Source organism: Streptomyces sp. NPDC055962 (genome assembly GCF_042270185.1).
Taxonomy (GTDB): Bacteria; Actinomycetota; Actinomycetes; order Streptomycetales; family Streptomycetaceae; genus Streptomyces.
In genome coordinates, this window is sequence record NZ_JBHJYN010000011.1 from 163,970 (window position 1) to 182,061 (window position 18,092).

Genomic DNA, 18,092 nt, shown 5'->3' on the forward strand with positions numbered 1-18,092 from the left:
TTCGAGGGTGGCTCGGGCCGTGGTGCGGCCGTCGCCGGAACGCCGCGACGGCGGTACGCCGAAGCAGCGGTGGTGAAGTGGAGCGCGTGCGTCGTACGGGGCGGAAAGCGGGGCGACCGTGCCCCGGTGGGGAAGCGGGACGAGATGCCGGCCAGGGAAGCGGCGGTCGCCGGCCAGGCCCGTACAGGGGGTGAGGCAGCTAGCCGTGGCCGTGCAGGGCGGTGCGGCAGCTCGCGGACACACCAGGGGCGGCCTGGTGCAGGCAGTTCCCCATGACATCGATGCGGCCCATGCGGCGAGTGTACGGCCGGACGGACGGTGCGGATTCCGCTTCACGGGCGTACCGCCGCTCCCCACCTGCCCGCCGCTTCGAGCAGTGCCCGTGTGAACGGGTGCCGGGGAGCGGTCAGGATCTGTTCCACGGGACCCTCCTCGACCACCTCTCCGCCGTCCAGCACGGCCACACGGGTGGCCGGCGCCGCGGTGTCCAGGTCGTGCGTGATCAGCACGACGGCCGGACCGTCCTCGCTGCGTACGAGTGCGGCGAGCAGGTCCAGCAGCGAGCGGCGGGTCACGGGGTCCAGCCCCGAGGTGATCTCGTCGCAGACCAGCACCCGGGGCCGCGCGAGGAGCGCTCTCGCGAGGGCCGCGCGCTGGAGTTCGCCGCCGGACAGCCGGCCGGGGAGCCTGCGGACGAGGCCGGCGTCGAGTCCGAGGTCCGTCAGCACCCGCCGGGCCTCCGCCGTCGCCTCCCTATGCGGGGTGCCGTGGAGGCGTACCGCTGTGCGGGCCACCTGGTCGAGGACCGGACGGTGTTCGTCGAAGGCGGCCCGCGCGTCCTGGAAGACGTACTGTACGGCGGCGAGTTGCTCCCGGCTCCGGTCCCGCAGGCTGCGCGGGAGGGCGGTGCCGTCGAGGAGGACCTGGCCCGTGTGATCGCGGTGGAGGCCGGCGAGACAGCGCCCGAGCGTGGTCTTGCCGCTGCCCGAGCGTCCGACGACGGCGAGACATTCGCCGCGGCGGAGCGCGAGGCTCGTGACGTCCAGCACCGGGATGCGGGTGCCTCCCGTACGGTGCCGGGCGGTGAGTGCGTGCACCGTCAGCACCTCCGTGCCGACGCGTCCGGGGTCCGCGTACGGCAGGGTCCGCGGTCCGGCGAGGAGTTCTCTGGTCCATGGGTGCACGGGGGTGCCCAGGACCTGGTGGGACGGTCCTTGTTCCACCACCCGGCCGGCACGGAGCACCAGGACCTCGTCCGCCAGTTCGCGTACGACGTCGAGGTCGTGGCTGAGCAGCAGCACGGCGATGCCCCGCCCCGCCAGGTCCTTGAGCCGACCGGTGACACGGCGCTTGGTCAGGGCGTCCTGCCCGGTGGTGGGCTCGTCGGCGACGACCACGCGGGCGCCGAGGAGGAGCGCCTGCGCCAGCACGACGCGCTGCTGCTGACCGCCGGACAGCTGGTGCGGGTAGCGGCGCAGCACCTGGTCGGCGGAGTCGAGCCCGGCGTCGGCGAGGGCGCGGGCGACACGCTCGCGTACGGCTGCCGCGCGCCGCGAGCGGGGCAGGTCCCGCACCTGCCCGCGGGCGATGTCGCGCAGGAGGGCCCCCGCCCGGCGTGCCGGGTTGAGGACGGCGGCGGGGTGCTGGGGGATGTAGCCGATCCGGGTTCCGTGCACAGCCACTTCGCCCGTCACCCGTGCGCCCGGGGGGAATTCGCCGAGCAGGGCGAGGCCGGTCGTGGTCTTCCCGCTGCCGGACGGTCCGACGAGGGCGGTGACGGTGCCGGCCCGGATCCGCAGCCGGACCCGGTCGACGAGCGTCCGTCCGTCGACCTCGACGGTCAGCGCCGTGAGGGAGGCGATCACGGGGTTCTCCTTCATGGGCGGCGGCCTCTCCGGGGCGGGGTGCGGCTGTCCGTCGCGGCGTCGACGAGCAGGTTGCCGCCCGTGGTGAGGGCGACGACGAGGAGGGCGGGCACGACGACCGCCCAGGGCTGGATGAGCAGTCCGCTGCGGTTGCGGTCCACCATCACGGCCCAGTCGGAGGCGTCCGGGGCGACCCCGATGCCGAGGAAGGCGGCGGTGGCGACCAGGTAGACCGCCCCGGTCAGCCGGGTCCCCGCGTCGGCGGCCAGGGTGCGCAGGATGGACCTGCCGACGTATCCGACGGCGAGGCGCCACCAGCTCTCGCCCTGCATGCGCAGCGCCTCCACGGCGGGGCGGGATGCCGCTTCGGCCGCTGCCGCGCGGACGATCCGGGCGGCGTCCGGGACGGAGACGAGGGCCACCAGGAGTGCGAGGCCGGCCGCCCCGGGCGGGACCGCGGCGGCGACCAGAAGGATCATGAGCAGCGAGGGCACGGCCAGCAGCACGTCCGGAGGGCGCATGAGGACCTCCTCCAGCCACCTCCGGTGGGTGAGCGCGCTGATCAGTCCGAGCGGCAGGGCCACGAGGTACGCGAGTGCCGTGGCCGCCAGCGCGACGAGTACCACGGGCCGTCCGCCGAGCAGCACCTGCCGTACGACGTCCCGGCCCACGAAGTCGGTGCCGAGCAGATGCCCGCCGCCGAGGGTGAAGGACGCGGCGCGGGCGGAGGGCTCCCCCGCGAGGAGCGGTCCGGCGAGGGCCAGACCGAGCGGAAGCGCGACGAGGACCGCTCCCGGGACGTACCGGCGGAGCCGCTTCACGCCGCCACCGCCGAGCGCGGTGCGAGCCGGTGGGTCACGAGGTCGGCGCAGAGGTTGACCATGACGGTGGCGAGTCCGAAGACGACCGCGAGCCCCTGCACGACGGGGATGTCCCGGTCGGCCACCGCGTTCATGAGGACGGTGCCGAGTCCGGGGATCACGTAGAGGGCCTCCACGACGATGACGCCGCACAGCAGCCAGTCGACGGTGCGGGCGAGCTGCTGGGTGGCTGGTGCGAGGGCGTTGGGCAGGGCGTGCCCGTAGCGGATGCGGGCGCCCGGGATCCCGTATCGCCCGGCATGCACGGTGCAGGGCGCGGCGAGGGCCTCGATCATGCCGGCCCTGACCAGCCGGGCCAGTGAACAGACGGGCCGGGCGAGCAGGACAAGGACGGGCAGGACGAGCACGGCGGGACGGGCGAGCAGACCGGTGCCGTGGCCGACTGCGGTCGGCGGGAGCCAGCCCAGCCGGAGGGCGAAGACGCTCACCAGCAGGACACCGAGGGCGAATTCGGGTACGGCGTAGACACCGAGGGTCGCCGAGCTGATCAGCCGGTCGGTGAACCGCCCCTCGTGGCGGGCGGCGAGGACGCCCAGCCCCACTCCCGCGGGGACGAGGAGCAGTACGGTGAGCCCGGCGAGGAGCAGGGTGGGGCCGAAGCCGTCGGCCAGGTAGCCGGCCACGGGCCGGCCCGAGGTGAGCGAGGTGCCGAGGTCACCGTGGAGCAGTCCCCCGGCCCACTCGGCCAGCCGCTCGTGGGCGGGTCTGTCGAGGCCCATCGCCTCACGGACGGCCGCGACACGCTGCGGGTCGGGCTGGTCACCGGCGAAGGCGACGGCCGCGTCGCCGGGCAGCGCCTCGGTGAGCGCGAAGACCAGCAGCACGACGGCCGCGGTCTGCACGGCACCGAGAAGCAGCCGCCGGGCGAACCAGGAACGCAGTCCTTTCACGCCAGCCAGACCTTGTCGAAGCGCGCCCAGTCCAGGGTGTTGGCGGGGGCCTCGCGGGCCACACCCCGCACGGCGCGTGCGGTGCCGAGGATCCAGTCGCCGAAACCCCAGACGAGGAAGCCGCCCTCGGCGTGCAACTGCCGCTGCATCCGCCCGTAGAGAGCGGCCCGCGCCGTCCGGTCCTCGGTGGACTGGGCCTGGTGGTACAGCGCGTCGAAGGCCTTGTCCCGCCAACGGGTGGCGTTGGTGGTGGAGTCGGTGAGCAGGCGCTGGGAGATGTGGGACTCGATGGGCATGGCGCCGGACCGGTAGCAGCACAGTGTGCCGGAGTCGAGGACGTCCTTCCAGTAGGAGTCCTTGCTGCCCATCCGTACGTCGACGGTGACTCCGGCGCGTGCTGCCTGGTCGCGGAAGATCCCGGCCGCCTCGGTGAAGCCCGCGGCGACGGACGAGGTGTCGAGGGTGACCTTCAGGTCGTCCGCGCCTGCCTTCCGGAGGAGGTGCCGGGCACGGCCGAGGTCCTGTGCGCGCTGCGGGAGTTCGTCCGCGTAGTACTCGTACCCCTTCCCGAAGAGGTCGTTGCCCGTCTCACCCGCACCGGACAGGGCACCGTCCACCAGTTCCTGGCGGTCGGCGACGAGGAAGAACGCCTCACGGACCCGGGGGTCGTCGAAGGGCGGGCGGTCGGTCTTCATGGCGAAGGCCTGCATGGCGCTGTTGCGCAGCCGGACGATGTCGACGGCTCCTCCCTTCTCATGGGCGCGTCCGGTGGCGGGAGTGAGCTCGTGGGCGTACTCGATCTGGCCGCCGAGGAGGGCGTTGACACGGGCGGACTCCTCGTTGGCTACGACGAATTCGAGCTCGTCCAGGTGGGGGGCGCCGTCCCAGTGGGTGTCGTTGCGCCGGAGCACGGTGGAGCGCCCGGGTGTGAAGGAGACGAGGCGGAAGGGGCCGGAGCCGACGGGCGCGTGGTCGAAGCGGGTGGTGCCGTCCTGGACGATGGAGGTGCCGAAGGCGGCCATCACGTTGGGGAATTCGGCCGTCGGCCGCTCGAGCACGAACTCGATGCTCCGCCGGCCCGTGGCACGGCTCGCCTTCAGGTCGATGGGTTCCAGGGACGCCCGCGCGCGGTAGGCCTTGCCGGGGTCGGCGATGCGGCGGTAGCTGTACAGGACGTCGTCGGCGGTCACGGGCTTCCCGTCGTGGAACTCCGCCTGCCTCAGGGTAACCTTCCAGCGGTCGAGGCGGGCGTTCGGCTCCCACGCCTCGGCGAGGCGTGGCACCGCTGCCAGGTCGGCGCCGTAGTCGGCGAGCTTGTCGAAGAGCGCCTTGCTCCGGGCGGCGTCCACGAAGAGGTTTCCCAGGTGCGGGTCGAGGGTCTCGCTCGCGCCGCCTCCGGCGAAGGCGGCGCGCAGCCGTCCACCGCGCCGGGGGGTGCCGTCCCCCTTGGCCGTGGCGGTGCCGGTGGAGGAGGGCCCTGAGCATCCGGCGAGAGCGAGGGCGCCGAGGCCGGCCGCTCCCCCGGCCGCGGCGAGGAAGCCGCGCCTGCGCAGGCCGGGGAAGCGTTCTTCCCTGCCGGGCGATACCGATGCGCGTGCCGGTATCGGTGTCGACAGTGAGGCCGATGAGGTCATGGGTGGTCTCCTGTTTGCCATGGGTGCTGAACGGCCGGCGAGTGGTCCCGGCCGGCTTCCTGACGCTCTCTCCGGCGGAGCCGGGCGACTGTGCCTCCGGCGGACCTCAGGCCCACTCCCCGAGGGGCGTTCCGGCGGACGTCTTGGGGGAACTCCGGGCGACCAGGTGCAGCCGGTCGCCGTCCGCGGCGTGACGCCCCGGCTCGTCGCCCGGCCGCCAGGCGGGTTCGGTACGTGGCCCGGGGCCGTCGTACAGGGCGAGGACGTCGAAGCCGTGGACGGTGAGGAAGTGGCGCAGTTCCTGGGGCAGGAGCAGTCGCCACGCCGACTGCTCCTCGACGGGAGCGCTGCCGTCGTCGGCCGTCCAGACGCGGGTGCGCCGCAGGAGCTGCGCGGCACGGTCGACGCGCAGGACGGTGGCCGAGCGGTACGTGGTGCCGTGCCAGGTGAAGCGGGAGTGGGAGGGGGCGGCGGGTGGCTCGTCCCGGCCGAGGAAGTACGCGCCGTTGCGCATCTCCGCGACCAGCAGGCCGCCGGGTACGAGGGTGCGGCTGACGGAACTCAGGAATCCGTCGAGCTGCTCGTTCGTGTGGCAGTACAGCAGCGAGCTGTCCAGGCACACCACCGCGTCGAAGGCGTCCCGGCCGAGATCGAACCGGCTGAGATCGGCCTGTACGTACGCCGGTCCCGGGTGGTGCGCCCGGGCGTGGGCGAGCATGGTGCCGGACAGGTCGGCGGCCGTGACGCGCCGTCCGGCGGCCTGGAGCCGGGCGGCGTCGCGCCCCGTACCGCAGCCGAGGTCCAGGACCTGCGGTCCGGCGCCGTACCGTCGCAGGAGGTGTTCCGCCCAGCGCCCGGCAAGGCGCAGGGGGTCGGGGAACCTGGCCTCGTAGAGCTCCGGGCGGTCGGTGAGCAGGTTGCCCGTCCGGTGCGTCACACCGTCACCTCCACGGAGGCGGGCCGTGTCCGGGGCAGGGTGCCGATGCGGTGCAGCCAGGTCACGCCCGCCGCCGAGGCGAGCCCGGCGGCCGCACAGCATGACCAGGGCAGCAGAGCGGCCGGTCCGCCGGGCCGGGCCGTGTCCATGGCCAGGCCGACAGCCGCGTTGCCGAGGGCCGCCGCGACACCGGAGACCGCGTAGAAGACACCGAAGTACGTGCCCGTCAACGCCTGCCTCCCGAAGCCGGGAATCATCTCCATGACGAAGGGCTGTGCCGTCATCACGCCCAGGTGGAGCAGGAGGGCTCCGGTCAGGACGGGCAGGGCGCGCAGGCCGGCGTCCAGGGCTCCGTCCGGGGGCGGGTCCGAGCCCGCGACGAGCATCGGCGGGACGAAACCCAGTCCCATCAGCACCAGCCCGGCGGCGATCCACCGGCCTCTGCTGCCCCGCTCCTTCAGCGCGCGGGTGATGCGCAGCTGGAAGGCGACGCCCGTGATCGTCCCGACGAGGAGGACGAGCCCTGCTGCGCCGTCCCAGCCGGTTGCCTGCCGGGCGCCGGCCGGCAGCAGCAGGTAGAGCTGGTTCTCCAGGGTGAACATGCCGACCATGGCCAGGGCGAAGGCGAGGAACGCACGGTTCCCGAGGGCTTCGCGCCAGTCGGCTGTGACGCCGCCCGTCACCTGCGGCACCGTCCGCGCGGGAAGGACCAGGGCCTGGGCGACGGTGAGGAGGGCGAAGATCCCGGCGGCGGTGAGCGCGGAGGCCCGGAAATCGACGAGCAGCAGGGCGCTGCCCAGGACAGGCCCGACGAGGGCGCCGGTGGTCGCGAAGACGTTGAAGAGGGCGAACGCCTCGGCCCTGCGCTCCCCCGCCTCCTGGGCGAGATACGCGCGGACGGCAGGATTGAACAGGGCGCCGGCCACTCCGCTGAGGACGGAGGCGGCGAGGAGCACGGGAAGTCCGTCGCCGAGCGCGAAGAGGGCGAAGCCCAGGGTGCGTATCGCACAGCCGGTGATGATGACCCCTCGGGCGCCGAGCCGGTCGGCGGCGGATCCGCCGAGGAGGAAGAGGCCCTGCTGGCTCAGGTTGCGTACGCCGAGGACGACCCCGACGACGGCCGCCGACATGCCGAGGTCGTCTCCGAGGTGGGTGGCGAGATAGGGGATGAGCAGATAGAAGCCGGTGTTGACCCCCAGCTGATTGACCATCAGCAGTCGTATGGGGAGGGGGAAACCGCGGATCTCACGCCAGGTCCTCATGACGCGGCGCTCCGGACCGCGGCTCGGGCGTCCGCAGGGGTGCCGCTTCCGGCACCGGCTCTGCTGTCGGCTCCGGAGCGGGTGACCGCCCCGGAGCCGTCGTCCGCCCCCGCGCACGCGTCCGCTCCGGAGCCGTTGTCGACTCCGGCGGGAACCCCTGCTTCGGTCCGGGGCCGTACGCCGAGTCCCGGCCGGCCGGTGGCCGTGACGAAACCGTCGTCGCCCCCGATGCCGGTCCAGGGATCGTGCGCGAGCAGGAGATGCCCGTCGAGATCGGTCCAGCGGGCGCGGTCGGCGATGTGGACCGCGGGGGCGATGCCGAGAGTGCTGGCGGTCAGGCAGCCGAGCATCAGGTCCGTGCCACTTCCTTTGATCAGGGCGGCGATGCGCAGGGCGGCGTGGACGCCGCCGCATTTGGCGAGTTTGACGTTGATCCCGTGGACGCGTCCGGCGAGCCGCCGGGCGTCCTCGTGCGTGACGGCGTCCTCGTCCGCGATGACGGGAAGGGGTGAGCGTGCGGCGAGCCGTGCCAGGGCCTCCGGGTCTCCCGGGGCCAGGGGCTGCTCCACGGCCTCGACACCGAGTTCGGCGAACAGGGGCAGGAGCGTGCGGGCCTGTCCGGCGGACCAGGCGCCGTTGGGGTCGAGGAGGAGACGGGCGGACGGGGCGGCGGCGCGTACGGCACGGACCCGGTCCAGGTCGGCGTCGTGGTCCCGCTCCCCCGCCTTGATCTTGATGACGGAGAACCCCGCCTCGGCCAGCTCACGGGCCTGCACCGCCGCCCTGCCGGGGGAGATGAGCGAGATGGTGCGGGCGGTGGCGCTCCTCGGCGCCACGCGGGATCCGAGGAAGCGGTGGACGGCGGTGGCCGTGCGCTTGCCGACGAGGTCGAGGAGCGCGGCCTCCACCGCGGCGGTCACCGCGGCCGGGGTGCCGGGCACGGTGAGTTCGCCGACGCGCAGGGCGTGCAGGGCGGTCTCCGGTGCGGAGAAGCGGGCGAGCCGCTCCCCCGCCCGGACGGCGAGGAGTTGGAGGGTGGGGGTGTCGAGCTTCTGGAACACGCTGCTGACGGCCTCTCCATGACCGGTGAGTCCCTCGTGTTCCACACTGAGGACCACCGCGTCGCGGGCTGTCATGACCGATCGCGAGATGCGCAACGGCTCGGCGAGCAGGAGTCGCACGGTGTGCTGGGTGAGTCTCACGGCTGCCTCTCCGGGCTGTCCGCCAGCGGGTCGGTGACGGTGGTGCACCTGGCCCAGCCCCCGGCGTGCGGGGCACGCGGGTGGGGGACGTCGACGGGGTGACGTGCCGCGAGGCCGGGGTCCACGTGGTGGGCGGTCGTGAAGTCGTCGTCGTAGACGGAGCCGAGATAGCGGTGGGGCCCGTCGGGGAAGACGGTGGCCACGGCTGCCCCGGGGTGGGTGCGGGCGGCCCAGGCTGCGACCCTGGCGACGGCGCCGGTGCTCCAGCCGCCGCTGACGAAGTTGGCCCGGGCCAGGCGCCGGCAGGCGTCGGCGGCTTCGGCCGGTCCGATCCAGTGGACCTCGTCGAAGGCGTCGTAGGCCACGTTCCGCGGGTGGATGCTGCTGCCCAGTCCTCGCATCAGCCGGGGCGAGGCGGGCTGTCCGAAGATGGTGGATCCGGCGGAGTCGACGGCGATGAGGCGCAGGCCGGGCCAGCGCCTGCGCAGCGGCCCGGCGATCCCGGCACTGTGTCCCCCGGTGCCGACGCTGCAGACGAGGATGTCCAGACGGTCGAGCTGGGTGGCCAGCTCGGCCGCGAGTGAGGCGTAACCCGTCGTGTTGTCGGGGTTGTTGTACTGGTCGGGCCAGTAGGATCCGGGGATCCGGGCGAGCAGGTCGTGGAGCCGTTCCAGCCGCGCCCCCTGCCACCCGCCGCGCGCGGCGGGTCGGTCCACGAGCTCGAGGCGCGCACCGTAGGAACGGAGCAACTGCCTCATGGAGGGCTCCAGTTCATTGTCGCCGACCAGCACGACGGGATGCCCGAGGGCCTGTCCGGCGAAGGCGAGACCTATGCCGAGGGTGCCGGAGGTCGACTCCACCACCGGTGCACCGGGCAGCAGTTCGCCCCGCTCCTCGGCACCCAGGAGCATGGAGACGGCTGCTCGCGCCTTCATTCCGCCGACGCCCTGGCCTTCCAGCTTGGCCCAGAAACCGGGGTGGGGCAGGGGAAGTCCGGCGGTGATCCTGGCCAGCGGGGTACGGCCCAGGAGGGTGAGGAGCTCGCGGTTGGGTGCGAGGACGGGTGGCGACGTCGTGATCACGAGACACCTCCGTCGGCTGCACGGCTGCCGTGGACGGCGCCGGCTCCGCCCCCGGCCGCACGGGGGGCGGTGCCGGACTCGGCCGCGCGGTAGCGGTGGACGGTGCCGGGCCCGCCGTCGAGCCAGAAGAACGGGTACGGCTCCGCGCAGACCGCGGCCACTCCGGCGCCCAGGAAGCGGGGCAGGACCGCACTGCCGGTCTGGGCGAACATGACCAGCGGCTTCCCGTGGTCCAGGGCGCTCCGGCGCAGCAGCTCGAAGGTTCCGTTCCCGAGGGTCATCCCGGAGGCCAGCACCGCGTCGCAGGCACCGACCTCGCCGAGGGCGTCCGTACGGATGGACTCCCCCCACTCGGTGGTGCCGCCCTTGAGATCGCAGGGGATGGCCGTGAGGGAGCGTGAACGCAGCTCGGCGAGCAGGGAGTTGACGACGCCGACGACCAGGACGGTCCCGCCGGGTCCCACGTCCAGCAGGTCGGCGACCGCCGAGGCCCGTGCCTGCGACCGCTCGAGGGAGCTCCCGGCGGGGATGTGCACCGGCTGCGCCCCTCGGGACGGGGTGTGCGGGGACACGTCCATGAGGTAGGCGTCCAGAGCGGCGACACGGACCGGCAGCAGCGGGTGGGCGAGGAGCGTGGCCACGTCCGACCCGGCACAGTCCTCGACGGTGCTGCCGGGGAGCGAGCCCGGTTCCACCGAGCACGAACCCACGGCGTGGCCGAGGCGGAGGCTGAGGACCTCGTTGCGGTATCCGCTCCGCCGTCCGTCGTGCCGTGCGGCCTGGACCGTCGTGAAGGCCACGGAGATCCGGCAGGCCCGGGGGTCCGGGCCGAGCTCGCCGTGGAGGGCCTGCCCGAGGAGGCCGTCGAAGGAGGCGCGGGTGCGCGGGGCCGTCGTCATGAGCGCACCACCAGCGGCCGCACTCCGGCGAGCAGCGACGCGACGCGGTCCCTGGCGCCGAGCCCGTCCGCGTCACCCGCCATGAGGTGGCCGAGGTACGCGTTGTTGCTGTCGGGGGCCTCCACCGTGCGCCCCGCCTCGGCGAGCTGGACCTCCAGGACACCGTCGGCGTCCCGCAGCCCGTCGGCGCCCTCGACGGACGTGAGCGTGCCCGTACCGTCGGGGACGAGGAACCCGATGGCCGCGCTGCGCAGCCCGGTGTCACGCCGCCGGAGGTCGGGCTCGCGGCCCAGCGCGACGTCGATGCAGGCTGCGGCGAGATCGATGCCGGTGACGTGGCGGACCAGTTCGGTGATGCGGTTGCCCGCGGGGCGGGGATTGACCTCCACGACGCGGGGGCCCTCGGCCGTCAGCTTGATCTCGGTGTGCGCGACGACATCGTCGAGGCCGAGCGCCGCCCCCGCACGCACCGCGGTGGCGGTCGCGGCGTCGAGGTCGGCCGGGGACAGGGCGGCCGGGAACATGTGGCCGGTCTCGACGAAGGCAGGGGCTCCGCCGATGCTCTTGTCCGTCACGCCGACGACATGGGCGACACCGCCACGGGTCACGGTCTCGACGCTGACCTCGGGGCCGCGGAGCAACTCCTCGAGCAGGATGTGGGGAGCGCGCCGCTGCCCCCTCGCGTTGTACGGGGAGTCCGCCAGCGCCTCGCAGGCCTCGGTCAGCTGTTCCGGGCCGTCGACCCGGCGTACGAGCATGCCCGCACAGAGGTCCACGGGCTTGACCACGAGGGGATAGCCGAGGTCCCGGGCGGCCGCTTCGGCCTCCCGGCGGTCGGCACAGACCGCGAACTGGGGGCCGGGGACGCCGGCGGCGGCGAGGACGCGGCGGGTGGCGTCCTTGCGGCAGGCGTTCTCCATGGCCTCGGGCGAGGGTCCCGGCAGGCCGAGCCGGCCGGCGATCCGGGCGGCCGCGGGCAGGTAGTAGTCACAGGACGTGACCACTCCGTCGAACCGCAGGGCGTCGTGCAGCCGCTCGACCTGCACGAGCAGCGCGTCCACCTCGTTGGTGGGCGCGGTGACGACATTACGTGCAGTGAGCAGCGGATGCCCCGTGCCCTCCGGTGCGGACCGGAGGTAGTGGTGCAGGTCGCGGGTGAGGAAGGTGAAGTGATGCCCTCCCTCCCGCAAGGCCCTCGGCAGCAGTCTGCTCATCGATCCGACCCAGCTCTCGACCACCAACAGATGAGCCACGAACTCCCCTTTTTCACAGTGCCTTTGGACTTGCGGGCAGGCAGAGGTCACCCCCGTGCGGAGGTCTCCGGACCCGACCGCACACACGTTATCGACAATCGTTTTCATTGTCATCTAAAGGGGTGTCAGCAACAGGGGGAGGCGGCTTCCGTTGCGCCCCTCGCCGGACCGGAGTGGAATTGCCTACAGGGGACCCGGAGGAAGGGGTACGCCATGACCGACAGCGACAGCGACCGGGGGGACGACGTCTACCAGCCGCAGGAGCCGGAGGCCTCCGACCCCGATGACCTGCTGGACCTGGAGGACACCCTGGACACGTCCGGGATCGCCGACGTCCTGGACGAGGGCTACTCCCCGCCGGACCGGCCCTGGGCGGTCGACGACGAGGGGACCACCGCTGCGGAACAGCACGCGGGCGAGTCCCTCGACACCCGCCTGACCAGGGAGATCCCCGAGGAGACCGGCCCGGTCGGCGACGGGACGGGCGATCTGGCGGACGGCGACGGGGAGCCCTACGACACCGAGGTGGGGACCGACCGCGCCGGCAGGCTCACGCAGGAGGGCGACGGGCACGTGCCCTCCACCCTCACCGCCCAGGACGTCGGTATCGACGGTGCCGCGGCGTCCGCCGAGGAGGCGGCGATGCACCTGATCCCCGAGGAGGAGGACCTGTTCGGGGAGGAACCGGCGCGCTGAGGGCCCCGCCCACGGATCACGGCACCGGAATCGTCCGCGCCGGCCGGCGATCCCCGGGCCGATGTGGACCGTCATCCGTATGCGTACCGGCACATATGCGCGTACCATCGCCCATCTCGGCCTCGGCGCAGGACCCCCGCCGCAGCAGCCACGCACGCAGGGTGGACGGCCTGGTCGCCCGCGCCCACGACGGCGCGCCGGCTCCCGCCGGACACCGGCCACGGCGGGAGCCGCAGCGCCTGCAGTCCCTGCCACGCTTCTGCTGACCCACGGGCGAAGGCCATGGAGATGTGGGTCTCGGAGACATCCCCCACGGGGGCACACAGCCCGGTCCGCGCGGACGTCGTCGGCGATACCGCCCGCCCACTGACCCGGAAGTCCGGGGCGGGAGTGCCGTCAGAGGGTCCGCGACGGCCCCGCAGCGGAGCAGATGCGGCGACCGGTCGCCGAGGCGGAGATCCAGGCGGCAACTTCTGGACGTACTTCGAGCACGGGAACCGGGACCGACCCCACACTTCGACCGGGTGCCACCGGTACGGAATCAGGGTGCCGGCCCGCCTGGCGGACCGCGCCGAGCGGGCTCGACGCCCCGAGAACATCGGTTCCACGCCGGTGAACACATGCGCGCCCACGGTCCGTCCGCGCCCGGACGGACCGGCCGGAACGCGCCGTCGTGCTGCCCCGTGCCCCCGAAAACGCTTGGACGCCGACCACCCGGTCGCGGAAGACTCGTCCTCCCCGGACCCCTTGCCACGGACGCGGCAGGCGCTGCCGCCCGGGACGGTGCTGTGCCTTGCGAGGCGGAGACCTCCCACCGCGGCGGAGTCCGGAGCAACTGCCCGCGACACGACATGAGGTCGGCATGACATCGCAGCAGTCTCACGGCACCGGGCCCGGCAAGGGCCCGGTCCGGCTCGCACTGCGTCACTACCTGCGGGAGCTGTCCCGCCAGCGCGGACTGTCCGTACCCGCGCTCCTGCTCCCCGCGCTGGGAAACATCGGCATCACGTACATCGCCCCCCTGGTCGTCGCCAAGCTCGTCGGCCGGATCGCCGAGGACGGTGCGCTGGGCATGCGTGAAGCCCTCCCCTACGTCGGTGTGTTCGCCGGAGTGCTGCTCCTGGCGGAGACGATGTGGCGTCTGGGACTGCACTGCCTCAACCGGGTCGACGCCCGGGGCATCGAGCACCTGTACGTCACCGGGATGGACGAACTCTTCGCCAAGGACGCCGCGTTCTTCCAGGACAACTTCGCCGGCTCCCTGACCAAGCGGGTGCTGAGCTTCGCCTCACGCTTCGAGGAGTTCGTCGACACCCTCACGTTCAACGTCGTCGGGAGCCTGGCCCCGCTGCTGTTCGGCACGGTGATCCTCTGGAGCTACGATCCGCTGCTGGTCGTCGGCCTCCTGACGATGATCACGGTGACCGCCTTCTGCGCCGCGCCGCTCATCCGGCGCCGCCAGAAGCTGGTCAACCGGCGTGAGGAGGCGATCGCCAGGGTGTCGGGCCACGTCTCGGACGCGCTGATGAACATGGACACCGTGCGCGCCTTCGCCGCGGAGGAGCGCGAGGCCGCCGAGCACCGCTCGCGGGTGGCCGAGTCGCGGCGTCTGACACTGCGCTCGTGGGATTACGGGAATCTCCGCATCGACACCCTCGTCGCGCCGCTGTCGGTGCTGACCAACGGACTCGGCCTCCTTCTCGCCATCGGGATCGGCGCGGGCGGGGGCAGTGTGGAGGCGATCGTGGTCGCGTTCACCTACTACACCGGCTCGACCCGCATCATGTTCGAGTTCAACCAGATCTACCGCCGCCTGGAGAGCTCGATGACCGAGGCGGCCCAGTTCACCGAACTGCTCCTGGCACCCCCCACCGTGCTCGACCCCGCGGCACCCGAGCCGCTCGGCCCGCGGGCCGCGGATGTGCGCTTCGAACAGGTCACCTTCGCCCACGGCGGCGGCGAGCCGATCTTCCGGGGGCTCGAGCTGGACGTGCCGAGCGGGTCGAGGATCGGCCTCGTCGGCCGGTCCGGGGGCGGCAAGACCACTCTCACCCGGCTGCTGCTGCGGATGGCCGACGTCCAGTCGGGTCGCATTCTGATCGGCGGTCAGGACATCAGCAGGCTGCGGCAGTCCGACCTGCGGAGCCTGATCGCGTACGTGCCGCAGGAACCGGCCATGTTCCACCGCACCCTGCGCGAGAACATCCACTTCGCGCGTCCGGACGCCACCGAGGCCGAGATCCGCGCGGCGGCCGACGCGGCTCACGTCACGGAGTTCGCGGACCAGCTCCCCGCGGGATTCGACACGATGGTCGGGGAACGTGGCGTCAAGCTCTCCGGAGGACAGCGTCAACGCGTCGCCCTCGCCCGGGCCATCCTGCGCGACGCGCCGATCCTCCTGCTCGACGAGGCGACCAGTGCCCTGGACTCCGAGAGCGAGATCCTCGTCCAGGAGGCGCTGTGGCAGCTGATGGAGGGCCGGACCGCGCTGGTCGTCGCCCACCGCCTCAGTACGGTCGCGGCCATGGACCACCTGATCGTGCTCGACCGCGGCCGCATCGTCGAACAGGGAACCCATCACGAGCTGCTGGGCACCGACGGCGCCTACGCCAAGCTCTGGCACCACCAGTCCGGCGGCTTCCTCGTGGACACCGTCAACGGCCGGCCCGCCGCACCCGAACCGACGCGGTGACGGTGCGGATCACCCCCGGGCGCACAGCCGCGCACCCCTGACGCCATCCGGGGAAGACGGGCGACACCCTGACGGGCTGCCGGGCCGCGACCGGCTGCTCACCGTAAGCTCGGAATCCTGTTCCAGCACGGCGGCCGGTAGCACCGCCGCACACGACGAACACGGAAGCGGGCAGGGTCACAATGAGCAGCACAGCGCAGATCGGTGTCACCGGGCTGGCCGTCATGGGGCGCAACCTGGCCCGGAACTTCGCACGCAACGGCTACACCGTCGCCCTGCACAATCGGACCGCCGCCCGCACCCACGAGCTCGTCGACCAGTTCGGCGACGAGGGTGATTTCATCGCCACCGAGAGCGCCGAGGACTTCGTGGCCTCCCTGGAGAGGCCACGACGCCTCGTCGTCATGGTGAAGGCCGGGAAGGCGACGGACGCGGTGATCGCGGAGTTCGCCCCCCTCCTGGAGTCCGGCGACATGATCATCGACGGTGGCAACGCGCACTTCGCGGACACCCGGCGCCGTGAGCAGGAGCTCCGCGAACAGGGCATCCACTTCGTCGGCACCGGTGTCTCCGGCGGGGAGGAAGGCGCGCTCAACGGGCCGAGCATCATGCCGGGCGGCAGCAGGGAGTCCTACAGCTCGCTCGGGCCGATGCTGGAGAAGATCTCCGCGAAGGCCAAGGACGGCGCCCCGTGCGTCACGCACATCGGCCCGGACGGCGCAGGCCACTACGTCAAGATGGTCCATAACGGCATCGAGTATGCGGACATGCAGTTGATCGGTGAGGCGTACCAACTGCTGCGCGACGTCGCGGGCTACTCCCCCGCCGAGATCGCGGAGATCTTCCGGACCTGGAACACCGGCCGCCTCGACTCGTACCTCATCGAGATCACGGCCGAGGTCCTCGCCCACACCGACGCGGACACGGGCAAGCCCTTCGTCGACATCGTCCTCGACCAGGCCGAACAGAAGGGCACCGGACGCTGGACCGTGCAGATCGCCCTGGACCTGGGCGTGCCGGTCTCCGGGATCGCCGAGGCCGTCTTCGCGCGCTCCGTCTCCGGACACGCGGATCTGCGCGAGGCGTCCAGGCATCTCGCGGGCCCCTCCGCCCGCACCCTGGGCAAGGACGAGGCGGCGGCCTTCGCCGACCAGGTCGAGCAGGCTCTCTACGCCTCGAAGATCGTGTCCTACACCCAGGGCTTCCACCAGATCGCGGCGGGCAGCGAGCAGTACGACTGGGAGATCGACCTCGGCAAGGTGGCCTCGATCTGGCGTGGCGGCTGCATCATCCGCGCAGCCTTCCTCGACCGCATCACCGAGGCCTACGAAACCAAGCCGGACCTCGTGAGCCTCCTCGCCGACAAGGGCTTCGCCGACGAGATCGCCGCCGCCCAGGACGACTGGCGGGCCGTCATCGCCACCGCCGTCACCCAGGGCGTTCCCACTCCCGCCCTCGCCGCCACCCTCGCCTACTACGACTCCCTGCGCGCCCCGCGCCTGCCTGCCGCCCTCACCCAGGGCCAGCGGGACTACTTCGGCGCCCACACGTACCACCGCATCGACCGTGAAGGCGCCTTCCACACCCTCTGGGGCGGCGACCGCAATGAAGTTGACGCCTGATCGTCGCAGGCGCCCGGACAAGAGCCGACGGGTTCCGGTCCAGTGGCGGCGTTCGCGCACGTGGTGGTTCAGAGCAACCCGGCGCGGAGCCCGATCTTTTCGACAGCTGCTGTGTCCTCAGGCGTCGAGTACGGCGGCGATCGTGTCCACCGCTTCCTGCAGTCCGAGCGGACGCAGCACCCCGGGCACAAGGGGCTTCGTCCATCCTGGGCCGACCGTGAGCACCACCGGCTGACGGCGTGCCCCCCGTACGCCCCAGGTCATCTGCGCAACGTGCTGGGCCAAGGGTCGGCTCGACGAAGGCCGGGACTGCGCCCAGAGGACGACGGCCCGCGGGCCCGTCCTGCGGACCGCCGCCAGCAGGGACTCGGCAGGCAGGGCGGCGCCGAACATGCGCACAGGTAGTCCCCGCTCGCCGAGGGCGGCGGAGAGGGCCTCCAGAGGCAGCGTGTGGATGTCGCCGGGCACGCAGGCGAGGACCACCGGTTCCGCGGTCGACGTCTCGTCGGTGACGGCCTGGCGGCGGTGGAGCGCGCTGGAGACGTGCCACGACAGCAGGTGCTCCGCCTCGATGTACCTCTCGCCGGAGCTCTCCCACTTCCGACCCACGGCCCTCAGGGTAGGGACGAGGACCTCCGTCCAGGCCTCCACGAGGCCGTGACCGGTGATCACAGCTTCCAGCATCCTGTCCACGGCTTGCGCGTCCAGGCGCAGAGCCGCACGCGCGAGTCCCTTGCACTCCACCTGGGGGTCGCCCGGCTGAGGCCCGCTTTCGATCCGGTCGCGTGGTGGGGACCGTCGAGCGGCCGGTGCGGCCCGACGAGCCGATGAGATGTGCGGCGCGTCCTGTGCTCCGAGGTTTCCGCGCTTCGGCACGGCGGGCGCTTCGGCCGCCACACGGGCGGCCTCTGCGGGTGGCACGCCCGCGTCGGTGAGGGCGCACATGCGCTCGAGGAGCGCCAGATCCGCCGTGTCCCACCGGCGGTGCTTGCCGTCCTCATGAGCTGCGGGGCCGATGCCGTACCTCCGGTCCCAGGAGCGCAGCGTGGTAGGCGCGACGCCGAAGCGACGGGCCACCGCGCCGGTGGTGAGGCCGCCCAACCTGGGTGCGTCGTCGGTACCCTCCACACCTCCACCGTACGATGCACGATCGGCGCTCGCTGTTCCGGTGGCTCGC

The 18,092-nt window shown here is 72.7% G+C and carries 14 protein-coding genes; 3 read left to right on the plus strand and 11 right to left on the minus strand.

Annotation, left to right across the window (positions count from 1 at the left end):
- Nucleotides 1-332: 332 nt before the first annotated feature.
- From ACFC51_RS27470 to ACFC51_RS27515, 10 genes are all read right to left on the minus strand, one after another.
- Entirely contained in the window at nt 333-1,880 is a 1,548-nt protein-coding gene (locus tag ACFC51_RS27470; RefSeq protein WP_376531374.1) for an ABC transporter ATP-binding protein, read from the minus strand.
- Nucleotides 1,877-2,686 (minus strand): ABC transporter permease subunit, encoded by an 810-nt coding sequence (locus tag ACFC51_RS27475; protein WP_376531377.1) that lies wholly within the window; start codon nt 2,684-2,686, stop codon nt 1,877-1,879. The genes ACFC51_RS27470 and ACFC51_RS27475 overlap by 4 nt, the downstream gene beginning before the upstream one ends.
- The gene (locus ACFC51_RS27480; RefSeq protein ID WP_376531380.1) at nt 2,683-3,636 is read right to left on the minus strand and encodes an ABC transporter permease; all 954 of its coding nucleotides are present in this window, start codon (nt 3,634-3,636) and stop codon (nt 2,683-2,685) included. The genes ACFC51_RS27475 and ACFC51_RS27480 overlap by 4 nt, the downstream gene beginning before the upstream one ends.
- On the minus strand, nt 3,633-5,270 hold the full coding sequence (locus ACFC51_RS27485) for an ABC transporter substrate-binding protein (RefSeq protein ID WP_376531382.1): 1,638 nt from the start codon (nt 5,268-5,270) through the stop codon (nt 3,633-3,635). The genes ACFC51_RS27480 and ACFC51_RS27485 overlap by 4 nt, the downstream gene beginning before the upstream one ends.
- A 106-nt stretch (nt 5,271-5,376) precedes the next feature.
- Nucleotides 5,377-6,207, minus strand: coding sequence for a class I SAM-dependent DNA methyltransferase (locus ACFC51_RS27490; RefSeq protein WP_376369925.1), 831 nt, complete (start codon nt 6,205-6,207; stop codon nt 5,377-5,379).
- Nucleotides 6,204-7,469 carry an MFS transporter gene (locus tag ACFC51_RS27495; RefSeq protein WP_376531384.1) on the minus strand — a complete coding sequence of 422 codons (1,266 nt, stop codon included), beginning with the start codon at nt 7,467-7,469 and terminating at the stop codon, nt 6,204-6,206. The genes ACFC51_RS27490 and ACFC51_RS27495 overlap by 4 nt, the downstream gene beginning before the upstream one ends.
- The gene (locus ACFC51_RS27500) at nt 7,466-8,671 is read right to left on the minus strand and encodes a dipeptide epimerase (protein WP_376531387.1); all 1,206 of its coding nucleotides are present in this window, start codon (nt 8,669-8,671) and stop codon (nt 7,466-7,468) included. Before ACFC51_RS27500 ends, ACFC51_RS27495 begins: the two co-directional genes overlap by 4 nt.
- Complete coding sequence (locus ACFC51_RS27505; protein WP_376369928.1) at nt 8,668-9,753, minus strand: PLP-dependent cysteine synthase family protein; 1,086 nt, start codon at nt 9,751-9,753, stop codon at nt 8,668-8,670. The genes ACFC51_RS27500 and ACFC51_RS27505 overlap by 4 nt, the downstream gene beginning before the upstream one ends.
- The gene (locus tag ACFC51_RS27510; protein WP_376531390.1) at nt 9,750-10,652 is read right to left on the minus strand and encodes a hypothetical protein; all 903 of its coding nucleotides are present in this window, start codon (nt 10,650-10,652) and stop codon (nt 9,750-9,752) included. The genes ACFC51_RS27505 and ACFC51_RS27510 overlap by 4 nt, the downstream gene beginning before the upstream one ends.
- Complete coding sequence (locus ACFC51_RS27515) at nt 10,649-11,905, minus strand: ATP-grasp domain-containing protein (RefSeq protein ID WP_376531393.1); 1,257 nt, start codon at nt 11,903-11,905, stop codon at nt 10,649-10,651. Before ACFC51_RS27515 ends, ACFC51_RS27510 begins: the two co-directional genes overlap by 4 nt.
- A 213-nt stretch (nt 11,906-12,118) precedes the next feature.
- On the opposite strand from ACFC51_RS27515, the gene ACFC51_RS27520 reads away from it, so the two are divergent.
- The 3 genes from ACFC51_RS27520 to gndA all read left to right on the plus strand — a co-directional run bounded on the left by ACFC51_RS27520 (nt 12,119) and on the right by gndA (nt 16,915).
- Nucleotides 12,119-12,601, plus strand: coding sequence for a DUF5709 domain-containing protein (locus ACFC51_RS27520; protein ID WP_376369933.1), 483 nt, complete (start codon nt 12,119-12,121; stop codon nt 12,599-12,601).
- Between the two features lie 862 nt (nt 12,602-13,463).
- On the plus strand, nt 13,464-15,293 hold the full coding sequence (locus ACFC51_RS27525; protein ID WP_376531396.1) for an ABC transporter ATP-binding protein: 1,830 nt from the start codon (nt 13,464-13,466) through the stop codon (nt 15,291-15,293).
- Nucleotides 15,294-15,475: 182 nt separating this feature from the next.
- Nucleotides 15,476-16,915 (plus strand): NADP-dependent phosphogluconate dehydrogenase, encoded by a 1,440-nt coding sequence (gndA, locus tag ACFC51_RS27530; protein WP_376369936.1) that lies wholly within the window; start codon nt 15,476-15,478, stop codon nt 16,913-16,915.
- Nucleotides 16,916-17,032: 117 nt separating this feature from the next.
- Here gndA and ACFC51_RS27535 read toward each other — a convergent pair whose 3' ends face one another.
- Complete coding sequence (locus tag ACFC51_RS27535) at nt 17,033-18,043, minus strand: MerR family transcriptional regulator (RefSeq protein WP_376531399.1); 1,011 nt, start codon at nt 18,041-18,043, stop codon at nt 17,033-17,035.
- Between the last annotated feature and the right edge of the window lie 49 nt (nt 18,044-18,092).

Coding starts and splice junctions, on each gene's coding strand:
- ACFC51_RS27495 (WP_376531384.1), bottom strand. CDS start 7,469: ATGAGGACCTGGCGTGAGATCCGCGGTTTCCCCCTCCCCATACGACTG.
- ACFC51_RS27470 (WP_376531374.1), bottom strand. CDS start 1,880: ATGAAGGAGAACCCCGTGATCGCCTCCCTCACGGCGCTGACCGTCGAG.
- ACFC51_RS27485 (WP_376531382.1), bottom strand. CDS start 5,270: ATGACCTCATCGGCCTCACTGTCGACACCGATACCGGCACGCGCATCG.
- ACFC51_RS27520 (WP_376369933.1), top strand. CDS start 12,119: ATGACCGACAGCGACAGCGACCGGGGGGACGACGTCTACCAGCCGCAG.
- gndA (WP_376369936.1), top strand. CDS start 15,476: ATGAGCAGCACAGCGCAGATCGGTGTCACCGGGCTGGCCGTCATGGGG.
- ACFC51_RS27525 (WP_376531396.1), top strand. CDS start 13,464: ATGACATCGCAGCAGTCTCACGGCACCGGGCCCGGCAAGGGCCCGGTC.
- ACFC51_RS27510 (WP_376531390.1), bottom strand. CDS start 10,652: ATGACGACGGCCCCGCGCACCCGCGCCTCCTTCGACGGCCTCCTCGGG.